The sequence below is a fragment of the Synechococcus sp. RS9907 genome, assembly GCF_014279615.1.
GTDB lineage: Bacteria > Cyanobacteriota > Cyanobacteriia > PCC-6307 > Cyanobiaceae > Parasynechococcus.
In genome coordinates, this window is the sequence record NZ_CP047944.1 from 940,639 (window position 1) to 956,236 (window position 15,598).

The 15,598-nt window shown below is 63.7% G+C and carries 11 protein-coding genes; 5 read left to right on the forward strand and 6 right to left on the reverse strand.

What is annotated here, in order from left to right; translation table 11 throughout:
- The first annotated feature begins 4 nt into the window (after window positions 1–4).
- Genes SynRS9907_RS05040 through SynRS9907_RS05060 form a run of 5 tightly spaced genes read left to right on the forward strand, consistent with a single transcriptional unit; the run spans window position 5 to window position 7,636 of the window.
- Window positions 5–4,453 (forward strand): translocation/assembly module TamB domain-containing protein, encoded by a 4,449-nt coding sequence (locus SynRS9907_RS05040; protein WP_255445992.1) that lies wholly within the window; start codon window positions 5–7, stop codon window positions 4,451–4,453.
- Window positions 4,454–4,456: 3 nt separating this feature from the next.
- A complete protein-coding gene (locus SynRS9907_RS05045; RefSeq protein ID WP_188022026.1) occupies window positions 4,457–5,365 on the forward strand; it encodes an ROK family protein in 909 nt (302 codons plus the stop codon).
- A gap of 8 nt (window positions 5,366–5,373) precedes the next feature.
- Window positions 5,374–6,681, forward strand: a complete 1,308-nt coding sequence (locus tag SynRS9907_RS05050; RefSeq protein ID WP_188022027.1) for a glutamate-5-semialdehyde dehydrogenase — start codon at window positions 5,374–5,376, stop codon at window positions 6,679–6,681.
- Window positions 6,681–7,052, forward strand: a complete 372-nt coding sequence (locus SynRS9907_RS05055) for a dihydroneopterin aldolase (protein ID WP_114988319.1) — start codon at window positions 6,681–6,683, stop codon at window positions 7,050–7,052. Before SynRS9907_RS05050 ends, SynRS9907_RS05055 begins: the two co-directional genes overlap by 1 nt.
- Window positions 7,049–7,636 carry a triacylglycerol lipase gene (locus SynRS9907_RS05060; protein WP_188022028.1) on the forward strand — a complete coding sequence of 196 codons (588 nt, stop codon included), beginning with the start codon at window positions 7,049–7,051 and terminating at the stop codon, window positions 7,634–7,636. Before SynRS9907_RS05055 ends, SynRS9907_RS05060 begins: the two co-directional genes overlap by 4 nt.
- Before the next feature lie 2 nt (window positions 7,637–7,638).
- On the opposite strand, the gene SynRS9907_RS05065 is transcribed toward SynRS9907_RS05060, so the two are convergent.
- The 6 genes from SynRS9907_RS05065 to thrS are packed head-to-tail and all read right to left on the reverse strand — an operon-like array spanning window position 7,639 to window position 15,595.
- Window positions 7,639–9,741: a M3 family metallopeptidase gene (locus SynRS9907_RS05065; RefSeq protein ID WP_188022029.1), complete on the reverse strand. Its 2,103-nt coding sequence runs from the start codon at window positions 9,739–9,741 to the stop codon at window positions 7,639–7,641.
- A 1-nt stretch (window position 9,742) separates the two neighbouring features.
- A complete protein-coding gene (locus tag SynRS9907_RS05070; protein WP_188022030.1) occupies window positions 9,743–11,278 on the reverse strand; it encodes an NAD(P)H-quinone oxidoreductase subunit 4 in 1,536 nt (511 codons plus the stop codon).
- Between the two features lie 57 nt (window positions 11,279–11,335).
- Window positions 11,336–12,283, reverse strand: a complete 948-nt coding sequence (thrB, locus tag SynRS9907_RS05075) for a homoserine kinase (protein ID WP_188022031.1) — start codon at window positions 12,281–12,283, stop codon at window positions 11,336–11,338.
- A gap of 14 nt (window positions 12,284–12,297) precedes the next feature.
- Complete coding sequence (glk, locus tag SynRS9907_RS05080; RefSeq protein ID WP_188022366.1) at window positions 12,298–13,332, reverse strand: glucokinase; 1,035 nt, start codon at window positions 13,330–13,332, stop codon at window positions 12,298–12,300.
- A 35-nt stretch (window positions 13,333–13,367) separates the two neighbouring features.
- On the reverse strand, window positions 13,368–13,763 hold the full coding sequence (locus SynRS9907_RS05085) for a DUF1824 family protein (protein ID WP_188022032.1): 396 nt from the start codon (window positions 13,761–13,763) through the stop codon (window positions 13,368–13,370).
- On the reverse strand, window positions 13,760–15,595 hold the full coding sequence (gene thrS / locus SynRS9907_RS05090) for a threonine--tRNA ligase (protein ID WP_188022033.1): 1,836 nt from the start codon (window positions 15,593–15,595) through the stop codon (window positions 13,760–13,762). Before thrS ends, SynRS9907_RS05085 begins: the two co-directional genes overlap by 4 nt.
- Between the last annotated feature and the right edge of the window lie 3 nt (window positions 15,596–15,598).

Consider the following 15,598-nt stretch of genomic DNA (forward strand, 5'->3'; position numbering starts at 1 on the left):
TCTGATGGGGAAAACGCGGCGCAGGACCTGGTTGGTTGCGGGAAGTTTTGTTCTGGTCGGGGCTGGAGCAGCAGGCTTCATCGCCTTAGACCGCGCTGCCGAAGGCATCCTGAGCCGGGCACGCCCCAGCTTGGAGCGCACGTTGTCGGGTCCGCTGGGCCACGACGTGGATCTTGGACCTTACGAAGGACTTCGCCCCTTGGGCCTGGGGATCGCCATCGGGCCGAGTCGAATCTTGCCGTCGGCGGCGGATCGTTCTGAGCTGAGCCTGGCGGGGCTGGAGGTGGGTCTTGCTCCCTTGGCGAGTCTTCGGCGTCTGCAACTGGTTCTGCAGATCACGGTGCACAGGCTGCGCGGTCAGTTGCAGGCCAATGAGGCTGGTCGGTACTGGACCTTTGGGCCCCTGAGCGGCGACGGCACCCTGCCGCGACTTGGCGTGCAGTACCGGTTGGCCGATCCTGCATTGCTCCGTTTCGGTCCTCAGCAGCAGACCCTTGAACTCCGCAGTCGGGGCGCGGTTCGGCTCGGGGAGGCTTTTTTCAGTACCGCATCGGAACTTCGCTGGCTCGACGCAGAAGGGGTGCTGCGGCTCGATGCACAAGGGCATTGGGATCGCCCTCGCTTCAGGCTTCGAACGCGGCTGGATCGGCTCAATCTGAAACCGTTGGGGGCCGTCATCGCCCCCGCTCAGGATCTGGATGCCTCTGGAATCTTGGAGGGAGATGTTCAGATCGGCTGGGCCGATGGGTCGTTGAACTGCCGAGGTGGGCTCAGCCTCAAGCGTCTCGAACTTGCTGCGCTGAACAGCAATCGCCTCAGGGTCGCTTGCAAGGGCGATCAACTCACGCTGCAGCCCGCAACACTGCGTTTTGGAGCCTTTGAGGCTCGGGCCTCAGGGTCCGTTGCCTTGAACAAGAGCTTTGATCTCCAGGCTGACGTTCGCCGTACAGACCTCAGCTCTGCAAGCCAGGACCGGTTGAAGCTCAGGATCCAGGGCCCCTGGGGGGAGCCCCGGTGGAGTGCAGATGGTGAGATCCAGCTGCCTGAGGCCACAGGGCTCAACACAGCCCTGACGCTGGACGCTCAGTGGCGCACCCCCTGGTTGCAAGACCAGCAACCGTCTGTTGCCGTGGACAGGCTCCGCCTCAGTGCCCCGGGACTGCGCTTCGGGCTGGCCGGGACGATTGGATCCCGATTGGATCTGCGCAGCACGGAGCTGCAGATCGATCCCCGCTTCTGGTCTGCGCTGCCGACCCTGCAGGCCGGACTGGGCCAAACCGCTCCGCTCCTTGGAAGCGTCGACGTCAGTGGTGGGTTGGCCTCACCGGAGCTGAGCCTGAAGCTTGGTCAGGCGTCCAACCCGTTGCTTGAAGAGTGGTCGTTTCAGACCCGATGGTCCTCGCAGGACTCCGCCCTGGTGCTGGATCACTTCACCAGTCCGCTGTTGCGGGCGCAAGCGCGCCTTCCTGTGCAACTGGCGCAGGGGCGGTTGCAAACCGGTGAGCTTCAGAGCGGCTTTGAACTCCAACCTTTCAGCCTGAGCCGTTTCACCCCCTTGATCGGTACGCCGCTGGACGGGCAGGTGGCGGCGCGGGGTCGCGTGAAGGGTCCCCTGTCGGGGCTTCAGCCCGACATCAGCCTGATGCTGAATCAACCCCGCGTTGGTGCCTTGCAGGTTCCCGAACGCTGGCAAGGCAGCCTCAACGGTGAACTGGGCCAGGGTGCTCGCCTGGCGATGGCGGCCCAGCAGCCTGCTGTGCCCGGTTCGCTCGTGGCTGAACTCGATGCCGATGCTTGGCCCAAGACCGTGCTCTTGCGCCGGGGTGAGGGGCAGTTGCGCTTGCACGGGCTGGATCCGGCTGGAGAGCAACGCCGCTACCGCTGGCGTGCAGCGGACCTCAACATCGATGGACTTCGTTTCATCGTGCCTCCGGTCAACCAGCCCAAAGTGGTGGCAGGTCAGCTCTCGGGTGCAGGGAGCCTTGCCATGGGCCCCCTCGCGATCCGTGGGTCTGCCGTCATTGCGGACGGCTCGATGGCGGGAGTTGCTGTGCAGAGCCTCGCGCTGGAGGGTTCCCTCGCGGATGGCCGTTTTCAGGCCGATGCAGCACTGACGCCCTTGCAGGGCAGCATTCGGCTGAAGGCCCGTGGCGATCTGGGTGGCTGGATGCACAGCGGCATCGAGGCCGAAGGCCTGGATGTGACCTGGCTGACGCTTCTGGCCCGTCAATTGAGAGGGAGTGATCCCGAACCGGACCTAGCCCCCGGCCGTGCCGAGGATCTCGGAACCCTGTTCATCAACACCTTTGGTGGGTCGCTTGATGGTCAGTTGCAAGCTCTGGCGGCATCGCGCCGGGCGCTTGAGGCCTATGCCCTGGCTCACCCCCGCAAGGGCCCTGAGCTGGAGCGTCTGGAGGGGCGGGTCAATCTGTCGGGAACGATCGACGGTCCTGATCCAAAGCGCCTGAAGGCCGATCTGATCGCCAAGGCGCACCTTTGGATTGAAGGGGATGACCAGGCCAAGGCACTCCAGCTTGAACCGATGGTCGCCACGCTTCGCGGCCCGTTGCTCGGTGGATCCGGTGACCTCTCCCTGCTGCAGGTTCCGCTCTCTCTGCTGGCGTTGTTGGCTCCTGTGCCGCCGCAGCTCCGCGGCAGTGTTGGCATCCGCGGCCGCTACGACCTCAGCGGAACGCCCCCCCTGCTGGTCTCCGATCTGCTGCTCGACTCCGCCAGCCTGGCGGGCCAGCCCCTGCAGTTGGAGCAGCGATCGGTTGTCGTTGAGCGTGAGTTGATCCGCCTGAACCTGGCCCTGAAGGGAGGCGAGAGCAAGGAAGCCGTCACCGTGGCCGGCACGGTGCCCTTCAACCCCGATTCGGATTTGAACCTGAGGCTGGAAAGCCATGGGGATGCCCTGGGCGTGTTGACGCTTCTCGCTGGGGATTCCCTGGCCGTGAAGCGGGGCAGGACCAATCTGCGGCTGTTGCTGCGCGGGCCGTTGAACCAACCGCAAGCCAATGGCTTTGTGGTGGTCAGCAATGGAGATCTCAGCATCGGTGAACAGGAGCTGAGTCGGATCAACGCCTCGATCCTGTTCGATTTCGATCGCGTCTTGGTGCAACGCCTGGAGGCTGAAGTGGGCCGCGGCGGCTTGCTGCGCGGTTCAGGAAGCCTTGGCTTGTTCACCCCCCAGAACGGGTCTTCACCGCTCACCCTGCAACTCAGCCAAGCTCAGATTCGACAGCCGATCGTGCAGTTCCAGGCCGATGGCGAACTGCAGGTGTCTGGAGCTTTGCTGCAACCCGTCCTCTCCGGACATCTGGACCTGTCGCGGGGCACGCTTCGGCCCCAGTCAGGCTTCTTCGGACGGTTGCGGCGGGGCGGACTTCAAGCCCTGGTACCCACCGGGGTGGAGGGCTCCTCAGCGGCGGTGCAGCTCGGTCCGCAGGCGTTGAACACACTTTTGGAGGAGGAGTGGGACTTCCAGGAACCTCTGGTCCTGATGGGTCCCAACCGATCCATCCAAGCTCCGGATCAGCTGCAACGGTTCATGCCGAAACTGCCGGCCATCCGCTTGGAGAACCTTCGGCTGGCCCTCGGCCCTGATATCGAGGTGCTGATGCCCCCCTGGATCAGCTTCAAAGGGGGAGGTGCCGTCACGTTGAACGGCCCCTGGGATCCCTCGCTCAAGGCACGAGGCTTGATCCAGCTCAATTCCGGCAGGATCTGGGTTCCGCCTCTGGCGCCACTGCGTTTGGACCCACAGGCGGCCAATGCAGCGGTGTTCACGCCTTCGCTGGGGCTTGTCCCCTACGTGGATATCGCCATGCAAGCCAGGGTCGCCGACACCGTCAGTGCGGGCACCAACGATCAGATCACCAGTGCAAACCTCTTTGCTTCGAATGGAACGGGCAGTGCCTATGTCGGCGGTGGCCAACTGCGGCTGGTGAAGGTCATGGTCCAGGTCAGCGGCCCGGCCAATCGTCTGGGTGAAAGCAACAACCTGGTCCTGCGCAGCTCGCCACCGATGAGCGAGCAACAGCTGTTGGGTTTGATCGGTGGCAACACCCTGGCTTCCCTGGGTGGAACCGGTGGCGCCGCGTTGGCCACGATGCTTAGTCAGTCGCTGCTCTCACCGGTGCTGGGCACGTTGACCGATGCCATGGGGCAACGGCTTCAGGTGGCGATCTTCCCCACCTACGTCAACCCTCAGGTGAAATCAGAGAAGGAGCGCACCTCCGGCCGTGTTTCACCAACACTCACAGTGGTGACGGAGTTTGGTGTGGCGTTGACCGACCGGTTCAACCTTTCCGTTCTGATGGCACCGAACACAACCGACGTTCCTCCACAAGGAACGGTCTCCTATCGGCTGACACCGACCACGTCAGTCTCCGCGGCCATGGATGCCAATGGCACCTGGCAGAGCCAGTTGCAGGTGTTCTTCCGGTTCTGAGCCATGCCTACCGCGCAGGTGATTGGAGTGGATCTCGGGGGCACGGCGATCAAGCTGGCCCGGATTCGTGCTGATGGAACGCTACTGGCGGAGGCGCAATGCCCCACACCGCAGCCCGCCGTACCTGGCGCCGTGACGATGGCCCTGTGTGACGCCATTGAACAGATTGATCCTGAGCATGCGGCTGAGGCGGTCGGCATTGGCCTCCCCGGTCCCATGGATGCGGCGGCGCGGGTGGCCCGGGTTTGCATCAACCTGCCCGGCTGGGAGGACGTGCCGCTGGCGGATTGGCTGGAGTCCAGGCTCAACCGCCGGGTCACCCTTGCCAACGATGGCAACTGTGCGGTGGTCGGTGAGGCCTGGCTGGGCGCCGCCCGTGGTGTTGATGACGTGGTGCTGCTCACCCTCGGAACCGGTGTTGGAGGAGGAGTGATCCTGCGGGGGGAGTTATTGACCGGCCACAACGGCGCTGCAGCGGAACCCGGTCTGATCGGGGTTCAGCCCGATGGTCCGGCCTGCAACAGCGGTAACCGTGGCTCCCTGGAGCAGTTCGCCAGCATCACCGGCCTGCGGCGCTTGTGTGATCGCGATCCCCGCGAGCTCAGTGCAGAGGCCGATGCTGGTGATGCGGAGGCCCTTGAGGTTTGGAGCCGTTACGGCGAGCGCCTGGGCTGTGGCGTTGCTTCGCTGGTGTACGTGTTCACGCCGCAGTTGGTGTTGCTGGGTGGCGGCCTGGCCGGTGCTGCCCGCCACTTTCTGCCGGCGGTGCGCCGCGAGGTGGAGTCGCGGGTTCAGGCCGTCTCAAGGGAGGGGTTGCGGATCGAAGCCGCCTGTCTGGGGAACGGCGCTGGACGCCTGGGGGCTGCGCGACTCGCTCTGCAGCGGCTGAACGGGATGATGGCTCCAGATTGATTGCCTTGATGTCCAGCGTTCCAGAGCCTTCTGCTGCGTTGCTGCAGCGTGCCGCGGCTGTCCGCCGTGCTGCTGTTGATCTGGGGCAGACCGATGACGGTCAGAGAGCTCAGGCGCTTCAGGCGATGGCGGACGCGCTGACCGACCGTGCGGAAAGCATCCTCGCGGCCAACCGTGAAGACCTCCAACGCTCTGCAGCCGAGGGGTTGGCGCCGGCTTTGATGGCGCGGCTGAAGCTGGATGACACCAAGTTGGCGGCGGCCATTGATGGCGTCCGCAAGGTGGCCAGCCTCAGTGACCCGCTGGGTTGTCGTCAGTTGCATCGGGAGCTGGATCAGGGCCTGGTGCTGGAACGGGTCTCCGTTCCGCTCGGGGTGGTGGGTGTGATCTTTGAAGCCAGGCCGGATGCGGTGATGCAGATCGCCTCGCTGGCGATCCGTTCGGGCAACGGTGCTCTGTTGAAAGGGGGCAGTGAGGCTCGCTGCACCAATGAGGCTGTGATGGAGGCCCTGCAGGCAGGCCTGGCGGCCAGTCCGGTGTCTGATGATGCCCTGGCTCTGCTCACCACCCGTCAAGAAAGCCTGGCCTTGTTGCGTCTCGATGGCTTCGTGGACCTGATCATTCCCAGGGGAAGCAACGAACTGGTGCGCTTCATCCAGGACAACACCCGCATTCCGGTGCTGGGCCATGCCGATGGGGTCTGCCACCTCTACGTGGATGCGGCGGCCGACGTCGACAAAGCCGTTCGGGTGGCGGTGGACAGCAAGAGCCAGTACCCCGCCGCCTGCAACGCCATTGAGACCTTGCTGGTGCACCGCTCGATTGCGCAGCCTTTTCTCGCCGCGGCGCTGCCGGCCTTCGCTGCTGCCGGGGTGCAGCTGCGGGGCGATGCCGAGAGCGTGGCCCTTGGTGTGGCGGAAGCGGCCACGGAGGAGGACTGGAGCACGGAGTATCTGGATCTGATCCTGGCGGTGAAGCTGGTGGACGATCTCGAGGCAGCCACCGATCACATCCGCTCCTATGGCTCGCGTCACACTGAAGTGATCCTGACGGAGGATGCCCAGGCGGCTGATCGTTTCCTTGCGGCGGTGGATAGCGCAGGCGTCTATCACAACTGCTCCAGCCGCTTCGCCGATGGGTTCCGTTACGGATTCGGCGCTGAGGTGGGCATCAGCACTCAGACCCTGCCGCCCCGCGGACCCGTTGGTCTGGAAGGGTTGGTGACCTACCGCTATCGGTTGCGCGGCGAGGGCCACATCGCTGCCGACTACGCCAACGGCAGCCGCGTCTTCACCCACATCGATCGGCCGCTCTGATGGATTGCATCGGTGTGAGGGACCTGCGGTTGTGGGCCCACGTCGGGGTGTTGGAACACGAACGTCGGGATGGCCAATGGTTCAGCCTTGATTTCAGTGTTCAACTCGATCTGAAGGCTGCTGCCGTGGCCGACGACCTGAGCCGGAGCCTGGACTACGGCGTGGCCATTCAGGCCCTGCAAGGCTTGTCCCGGCAGGTTCGTTGCCTCACGATCGAGCACTTCAGCGAGCAGATGCTGGATCGGCTGGAAACGTTGTACGGGCCCATCCCGGTCTGGCTGCGATTGACCAAATGTGCTGCACCGGTTCCAGGATTTAACGGCCGCGTGTTCGTGGAACGCTCCCGCCATGGCGGCAGATCAGCCCTGTGAGCATCCCGTTGGTGCTGGTCCATGGTCTCTGGGACACGCCCCGCCTGTTTCATCGATTGATTCAGGGGTTGGACCAGCCCGATCGCCCGCTGCTGGCGCCGCATCTGCCCCATGGTCTGGGTTGGATTCCCCTGCGGCAGATGGCCTCTCGCCTGGATCAGCACATCCAGCAGCGCTTTGGTGCTGACACCAGGGTTGATCTTCTGGGGTTTTCGATGGGGGGCGTGATCGGCAGGATCTGGCTGCAGGAACTGGGGGGGGTGCAGCGCACCCGGCGCTTCCTCAGCGTGGGCAGCCCGCAGCAGGGCACCCTGGCTGCTCAGATGATTCCCCGCCCGCTCCTGGCCGGTGCGGCAGACATGAAAGTGGGAAGTCGCCTGCTGCGCGAGCTGAATCGCCAACCCGATGCCCTGGCTGGGGTCGAGTGCTCCAGTTTCTTTTGCCGCTGGGATCTGATGGTCTGCCCCGGCTGGAGGGCCGTTCTGCCCTTGGGCCGGAGTGAGGAAATTCCGGTCTGGACCCATCAGCAACTGATCAGCCATCCCGCCGCGATTCGACGGCTCTGCAGCAGCTTGCGCGCCTGAGATCAGGCCGCGGCCACCAGGCCGGAATGGCGAATCAGGGCTTCGGTGCTGGCAGGACGGCCTCGGAAGGCTTCAAACACCTCTGCTGGAGATCGGCTGCCACCGAGGCTGAGCACGGTGTCGCGAAAGCGGGCTCCCGTTGCACGCACCTGATCCTCCTGATCCAGACCCACCTCCTCAAAAGCGGAGAAGGCATCTGCGCTGAGCACCTCAGCCCACTTGTAGGAGTAGTACCCGGCGGAGTAGCCCCCCGCGAAGATGTGGCCGAAGGCACAGAGGAACTGATCCTCCGGGATGGGATCCATCACGGTGGTGGTGGCCGCGATCTCACGGCGCAGTCCGTCTGGGCTGACGCCAAGTTCCGGGGTCCACTGGCTGTGGAGACGAAGGTCACTCAAGGCAAAGTGAACCTGCCGCAGGGTGGCGAGGCCTGCATTGAAGGTGCGGCTGCTGCGCAGCTTGTTGAATTCCGATTCAGGCAGGGGTTCACCGGTTTGCCAGTGGCGCGCCATGCCCATCAAGGTGGCGTGATCAAGGCACCAGTTCTCCATGAACTGGCTGGGGAGTTCCACGGCATCCCATTCCACGTTGCTGATGCCGGCGGCTTCCGGTTCCTCAACGGTGGTGAGCATGTGCTGGAGCCCATGGCCGAATTCATGGAAAAGGGTCTCCACTTCCTCGAAGCTCATCAGGCTGGGCGTGTCGCCCACAGGTGGGGTCTGGTTGCAGACCAGGTAGGCCACCGGCAGCACCACAGAGCCATCAGGTTTCTTGCTCAGGCCCAGGCATTCATCCATCCAGGCTCCGCCGCGTTTGCTGGCGGGCCTGCTGTAAGGGTCGAGGTAGAAGCCGGCAATCGGTGTGCCATCGGAGCGCTTCACCCGGAAGAAGCGCACATCGTCGTTCCAGGTCGGTGCCTCGCCGTCGGCGGCAACGATCTCGACGTCGAACAGACGCGTACAAAGGCTGAACAGTCCTTCGAGCACCTGCGGCAGCGGGAACCAGGGACGCAGGGCCTCTTGGTCCAGATCGAACCGGGATTGGCGCAACTTCTCCGACCAGTAGGCGATGTCCCAAGGGGCCAGCTCATCGGCTTCGGGGGCCTTGTGCTCCCTGGCGATGGCTTGGAGATCCTGCAGTTCTTGCTCAGCTGCTGGGTATGCCGCAGCGCGCAGTTCTTCCAGCAGTGCTTCCACCGCCGGAACATCGTCAGCCATCTTGGCGCTGAGGCTGAGGTCAGCCCAATGGGCATAGCCCAGGCGGGACGCTTGCTCGCGCCTCAGAGTCAGGATCTCCTCGATCAGTGCCCGGTTGTCGAGTTCGCCTTCACTGGCCCGCCCCACATGGGCCCGATAGGCCTTCTCCCGCAGGGATCGGTTGTTGGCGTGGGTGAGGAAGGGCAGATAGCGGGGCATGTCCAGTCCCAGCAGCCACGGGCCGGACTCCGCAGACGCATCAGCATCCCCTGCTTCACGCGCTGCGGCGGCCAGTGCCTCCAAGGCCCGTTGCGGCAGGCCTTCCACCTCATGGGGCTGGCTGAGTTTCAGGGTCCACTGCTGCGTGGCATCGAGCACGTGGTTGCCGAACTGGGTGGAGAGAGCGGCCAGGCGTTCACTGGTGCTGTTGAAGGCTGCTTTCTCATCGCCACTGAGGCCAACACCGCGCTGCTGCATCGAGAGCAGCTCGGATTTCAGGATCCGCTCCTGGGTTGGGTTGAGTGGTTCGGAGGGATCGCTTTGGAGGGCCATCAAGGCCCGATGAAGAATCTGGCTTTGGCCAAGCCGGTTGCTGAGGCGCACAACATCCGGTTGCTGGGCGCCATGGGCATCGCGCAGCTCAGGGGAATTGCAGACGCCATTGAGGTGTGACACCACACCCCAGCTCCAACGCAGCCGTTCGCCGATGGCCTGCAGCGGTTGCATCACCCGATCCCAGGACAGCTTCGAGGGTCCGGCGAGAGCTGTCTCAAGAGCCTGCTCGAGCGCAGTGAAGTCCTGATCCAGCTGTGCGAGCAAAACCGGAATGTCTGTGCTGACGAGCTCAGGGGAAATGGCCCGGAACTCGGGAAGCCCTTGGCCGCGCAGGAGGGGGGAAACAGTCGACATCTCAGCTGGCAATGAACTGCAGGGCCAGAGCGTTGGTGGAAGCTTCATAGAGGTCCATGGCAATGCGGGGCCAGATGCCGATCACCAGGGTTGGCACCAGCAGGCTCAGGCCAATCACCAGCTCCCTGGGACGCATGTCAGCGACGCTGGCCAGGGCCGGAATCCTGGGGCCGAAGAACACCCGTCGGCACATGGAGAGCAGATAAATCGGTGTGAGCACCAGTCCGATGGCGGCCAGCAGAACGGTGATCGATCGGAACACTGACGTGAAGGCTTCCTGGCTGGTGATGCCGAGGAACACGGTGATTTCACTGATGAAGCCACTCATGCCCGGCAGCGCCAGCGACGCCAGGGAGCTGGCCAGGAAGAAGGCAAACGTGATGGGCAGCGCCTTGGCCAGACCGCCCATGTTGGGGATCGAGAGGGTCTTGGTTCGCTCGTAGAACACGCCCGTCACGAAAAACATCGCGGCTGCGATCAGGCCATGGCTCACCATCTGGAGCATGGCTCCGCTGATTCCCAGGGCATCAACGGCACCGATCCCCACCAGCACAAAGCCCATGTGGCTCACGGAACTGCAGGCAATCCTGCGTTTGACGTTGTCCTGGGCGAAGGCGTTGAGGGCGCCGTAAACGATGTTCACGATCCCAAGGATCACCAGGGCTGGCGCCAGGGTGGCGTGCGCTTCAGGAAGCATCTGCACGTTGAAGCGCAGCAGGGCGTAGCCGCCCATCTTGAGGAGCACCCCGGCCAGCAGCATTGACACCGGAGCGTTGGCCTCACCGTGGGCATCGGGCAGCCAGGTGTGGAGCGGGAACATCGGCAGTTTCACGCCGAAGCCAATCAGGAAGCCCACGTAACACAACAGGCCGAAGCTGCCGCCGGGGGAACGGGCCGCCAGTTCCGTGATGTTGAAGGTGAACGTGTCACCGGAGAGGGCCAGTGCCAGGCCGCTGATCAGGATCAGCAGAGAGGCCAGGGCCGTGTAGAGGATGAATTTGGTGGCGGCGTACTGGCGGTTCTGTCCGCCCCAGATGGCAATCAGCAGGTAGACGGGAACCAGTTCCAGCTCCCAGGCCAGGAAGAAGAGCAGGAAGTCCTGCGACAGAAACACCAGGCCCTGGGCTGAGGCCTGAACAAGCATCAGGGCGAAGTACAGCCGTGATTTGCGCTGAACCGACCAGCTGGCCGCCACAGACAGGAACGTGACCAGGCCGCTGAGCACCACAAGAGGTGCTGAAAGACCATCCACACCAAGGGACCATTCGAGGCCAAGTGCTGGGAGCCAGCTCACCCGCTCCACCAGCTGCAGCCCTTCAGTGCTGGGGTCGAAGCGGGTGGCAAACACCCCCATCATCAAAAGAAGATCGACCAGAAGGACGACCAGGGTGATGATCTTGGGCGCGGGGGATGGCTTCTCTTCGGTGCTCGGAACCAGCGGCAGCACCAGAGCTGCTGCCGCCGGCAACAGCACAATCAGCGACAACCAAGGGAAGGGACTGCCCGAGACAGCAAGCTCTGCTAACCCAGCATCCATTCCGTGTCCGCAATCTTTAACAAAGCTAACAGGGCTGAATGCCCTGTTTAGGTGGATCTACTCATCGTCGGCCGGTTGCCAGTGGCTGCCTGCGGTCTGCAAATTCAGCACCGGCGCTCGGCTGGCGACCCCGGCAGCTTCCCAGGCTTTGACCATGGCTCGGCTGACGGCTGGGCCTTTGTCTTCCTCGCACAGAGCCAGAACGCTTGGTCCAGCTCCGCTGAGGGCGCAGCCCCAGGCTCCCGCTTCCATGGCGGCCTGTTTGACCTGGTCGCCGCCTTTGATCAGGCGCCAGCGGTAGGGCTCGTGCAACCGATCATGCATGCCATCGGAGATCAGATCACCATTGCCGGTGCGCAGTCCTTGCAGCAGCAGTGTCAGGGCACCCAAGTTGACCACAGCATCGCCAACGGGGATGGCCTTGGGCATGGCCCGGCGGGCTTCGCTGGTGCTCAGGCGAATCGATGGAATCGCCACGACGGCCTTCACGCTCGGCGTCCATTCGCAACGCACCACGCGCCAGCGCTGAGAGGCGGCCTTGGCGGTCATGCAGAGGCCCCCCAGAAGGGAGGGCACAACGTTGTCTGGGTGACCTTCGATATCGATGGCCAGCTCCAGCAGCTTCTCCTTGGAGAGAGGCTCACCGACGAGGGCATTGGCTCCCATCAATCCCGCCACGATCGCCGTGGCACTACTGCCCAGCCCCCGTGCCGGCGGCACGGCAAGACGCACCCGTGCCTCAAGGGCGACGGGTTCCAGCCCAGCCGCTTTCCACACCCGTTGGGCCGCTCGGTAGACGAGGTTCTCCGGCCCACCCCGGAGGTGACTGCCTTCCGTTCCCTCAATAATCAGCTCAAAGCGTTCACCGCCCCCTTCGATTCGCCGCATCGCGAAGCGGTTGTTCAGATCAAGGGCTGCACCGAGGCAGTCAAACCCAGGGCCGAGATTGGCGGTGGTTGCCGGGACGTCCACGACCACTTTCTGACCGATGCGCGGCTGCGCCATCGCTGATCCTCTGCTCAGGTCAGTGTCCCACCTGACTCCGCCAGCATCCGGGCGCGACAGGCTGCACTGAACAGTCCGGCATCGGGATCGATCACCGCTGTGACCTGCATCCCTTCGATCAGTTCGCGGAAGCGTCCCTTGTCGCGCATCGCATTGAGAAAGCTGGCGGATTGCAGTCCTTTCAATTGTTTTGATGCGGTGCCCCCGCCAACCCAGAGGCCTCCTGTGCAGAGTTCCTGAAGGGCAAGATCGCCTGCCGCTGAGCCATAGGCCTCCAGCCAAAGCTGTATGGCGCGTTGCATCAAGGGATCACCCCCTTCAGCGGCAACGCTCACCTGAGCGGGAAGATCGTTGGAACTGTTGCGTCGCCAAGCCTCAGCCACGCTGCGCAGGGGGTGCATGGCGGCATCGGGTTTCTGAAGCAGCCAGTGGGCCACATGCCCCAGGCCGGTGCCACTCACGATGCGTTCGATCGAAAGGCGGCTGACGCCGAGGTCTTGTTTGAGCCAGGAGGCCAGCTCCCATTCCGCTTCGTTGCGCGGAGCAAATTCGCGGTGCCCTCCTTCGCTCGCCAGGGCCACCAGTCCCTGGTCGCTCTGCAGGCCTCGCGCCATGCCGAGACCGGTGCCGGCCCCAAGAATGGCCAGGGGGCCCTTGTCTTGGTGGCCCTTCTGAAGGATCACCTGCTGATGGCTGTCGAAATGGGGCAAGCCGTAAATCAGCACGCCGAAATCATTCACCAGCTCGAGCTGTTCCATGCCAGCAGCACGCGCCAGGTCGGCTTCCCGCAACCGCCAGGGCAGGTTGGTGATCTTGGCCTCCCTGTGGCGCACCGGACCGGCAACGGCGATGCAGGCATGCGCTGGAGCCGGGAGATCGGCGGGGCGATTGTTGAGGAAGGCCTCGAGCATCGGCTCAAGGGATGGCCATTCTCCCGAGCGGAAGCGTTCCTGATGCAGCAGGCGCAGCTGGCCCGCCTCACTCCGGTAGAGAGCAAGCAGAGTCTTGGTGCCTCCCATGTCCCCCGCCAGGAGTGTGCTGGTGGCCATCCAGGGCTGCGGCAACTCCTACCAGCGTGGTTGGCTCAGGAGAAGAAGTCCAGTGGGAGCGGTCCCCAGGTGGTGCTTGGCGTGGTGTCGTCGTCACCGTGGCCACTGATCAGAATTCCTTCGCCAAGGCCGTGCTCGATCCGAATGCGGATCGTGCCCCCCTTCTGATTGGCTTTCAAGAAAACAGGGCCCTGCTCCTCGGGGCTGTCGACGAGCTCCAGCGGCTCCCATTGTTGGCTTTGCTCGAGGCTGCGCAGCGCTGTGAGGGCCTGCTCCCTGGACGGGGCCATGACGCCGATGGTGAACCAGCTGGCCTGGGCCATCGCCTGATCGAGTTCTCCTCGCAGCTCGTTTCTGATCTGGGGAGCCAACTCCGGCGCTCCCCGCAGCCGCGCGAGATCGGCCAGATGCTGCACAGGGGTATCCGTCATCGGTTCAGCTCCAGGCCCGCGGCGCGCTCGCTGTTGGCCATCTGGGCAGCACTGAGAAGGTCGGCCACCGCTGTGACCCCGAGGTCACCGTCCCGTCGGCTGCGAAGGCTCACGGCGTTCTGCTCCGCTTCCTTGGCACCGATGACCGCCAGCAAGGGGATCTTCATCTGTTCGCCGGTGCGGATCAACTTGCCGAGCCGCTCACCGCTGCGGTCGATCGTGGCGCGAACGCCAGCTTTGGTGAGTTGGTCCAACACCTGTTCGGCGTAGGGCTGCACCTCGTCGGTGACCGGCAGCAGACGCACCTGCTCGGGGGCCAGCCAGAAGGGGTAATCGCCGGCGTAGTTCTCGGTCATGATCCCGAAGAACCGCTCCAGCGAACCGAAAATGGCGCGGTGGATCATGATCGGCCGCTGCTTGCTGCCGTCGGCGGCGATGTAGTCGAGCTCGAAACGTTCCGGCAGATTGAAATCCAGTTGGATCGTGGAGCACTGCCACATCCGGCCGATGGCGTCTTCGATCTTGAGGTCGATTTTCGGGCCGTAGAACGCACCGCCGCCCTCATCGATTTTGTAGGCCCAACCCTTGCGCTCCAGGGCTTCAATCAGTCCCTTGGTGGCCAGGTCCCAGACGGCGTCATCGCCGATGGACTTCTCGGGGCGGGTGGAGAGGTTGATCTCGTAATTGCTGAAATCGAAGGCGGAGAGAATCCGTTCGGTGAGATCGAGGATCTTCAGGATCTCGTCGCTGATCTGCTCCGGCAGGCAGAACACGTGGGCATCGTCCTGGGTGAAGCCCCGCACCCGCATCAGACCGTGCATCACACCGGGCCGCTCGTAGCGATACACCGTTCCAAGCTCCGCCCAGCGGATCGGCAGTTCCCGGTAGCTGCGCAGTTTGCTGGCGTAGGTGAGCACGTGGAACGGGCAGTTCATCGGCTTGAGCTGGTACTCCCGTTCGTCCACCTCCATCGGGCCGAACATGCTCTCGGCGTAGAAGTCGAGGTGGCCTGAGGTCTTCCAGAGGCTGATGTCCGCCACGTGGGGCGTGTAAAGGAGCTCGTATCCGCCCTCGAAGTGGGCCTGGCGCCAGAACTCCTCGATCAACAGGCGCATGCGGGCACCGCGGGGGTGCCAGAACACCAGACCAGCCCCGGCCTCATCCTCGATCGAGAAGAGGTCGAGGTCTTTGCCGATGCGGCGATGGTCGCGGCGAAGCGCTTCTTCCTTGCGACGTTTGTGTTCCGCCAGCTGTTCCGGGGTTTCCCAGGCCGTGCCGTAGATGCGTTGCAGCTGCGCTTTGGTTTCATCGCCTCGCCAGTAAGCGCCTGCCACGCTTTCCAGCTCGAAGGCCTTGGCATTGAGTTGGCCGGTGTGATCCACGTGGGGGCCAGCACAGAGGTCCCACCAGTCCTCACCAAGGGTGTAGAGGGTGATCGGCTCCTGCAGTCCTTCAAGAATCTCGAGCTTGTAGGGCTCGTTCTGGGCTTTGATTTTTTCCTCGGCCTCGTTGCGGCTCACCTCGACGCGTTCGAGAGGCAGCTTCTTGTTGATGATCTTGATCATCCCCTTCTTGATGGCCTTCAGGTCGGCCTCGGTGAAGGGATCGGGATTGTCGAAGTCGTAATAGAAACCTGTTTCGGTCCAGGGGCCGATGGTGACGCGTGCCTTGGGAAACAACTGCTGCACAGCCATGGCCATCACATGGCTCATGGAGTGCCGAATCTTCAGCAGTTGATCGCTTTCGCTGGTCTTGGGCAGAACCACCGGTGCTGAAGGGGCTGGGGTGGTTGCTGCAGCGCTGCTCACCGGTTCAGGTTCGGGGCCCGCCATCCT

Bases quoted from the DNA above. Each gene is read 5' to 3' on its own strand.
- SynRS9907_RS05065 (WP_188022029.1), bottom strand. From the start codon at position 9,741: ATGTCGACTGTTTCCCCCCTCCTGCGCGGCCAAGGGCTTCCCGAGTTC.
- SynRS9907_RS05045 (WP_188022026.1), top strand. From the start codon at position 4,457: ATGCCTACCGCGCAGGTGATTGGAGTGGATCTCGGGGGCACGGCGATC.
- SynRS9907_RS05040 (WP_255445992.1), top strand. From the start codon at position 5: ATGGGGAAAACGCGGCGCAGGACCTGGTTGGTTGCGGGAAGTTTTGTT.
- glk (WP_188022366.1), bottom strand. From the start codon at position 13,332: ATGGCCACCAGCACACTCCTGGCGGGGGACATGGGAGGCACCAAGACT.
- SynRS9907_RS05070 (WP_188022030.1), bottom strand. From the start codon at position 11,278: ATGGATGCTGGGTTAGCAGAGCTTGCTGTCTCGGGCAGTCCCTTCCCT.
- SynRS9907_RS05085 (WP_188022032.1), bottom strand. From the start codon at position 13,763: ATGACGGATACCCCTGTGCAGCATCTGGCCGATCTCGCGCGGCTGCGG.
- SynRS9907_RS05050 (WP_188022027.1), top strand. From the start codon at position 5,374: ATGTCCAGCGTTCCAGAGCCTTCTGCTGCGTTGCTGCAGCGTGCCGCG.
- thrB (WP_188022031.1), bottom strand. From the start codon at position 12,283: ATGGCGCAGCCGCGCATCGGTCAGAAAGTGGTCGTGGACGTCCCGGCA.
- thrS (WP_188022033.1), bottom strand. From the start codon at position 15,595: ATGGCGGGCCCCGAACCTGAACCGGTGAGCAGCGCTGCAGCAACCACC.
- SynRS9907_RS05055 (WP_114988319.1), top strand. From the start codon at position 6,681: ATGGATTGCATCGGTGTGAGGGACCTGCGGTTGTGGGCCCACGTCGGG.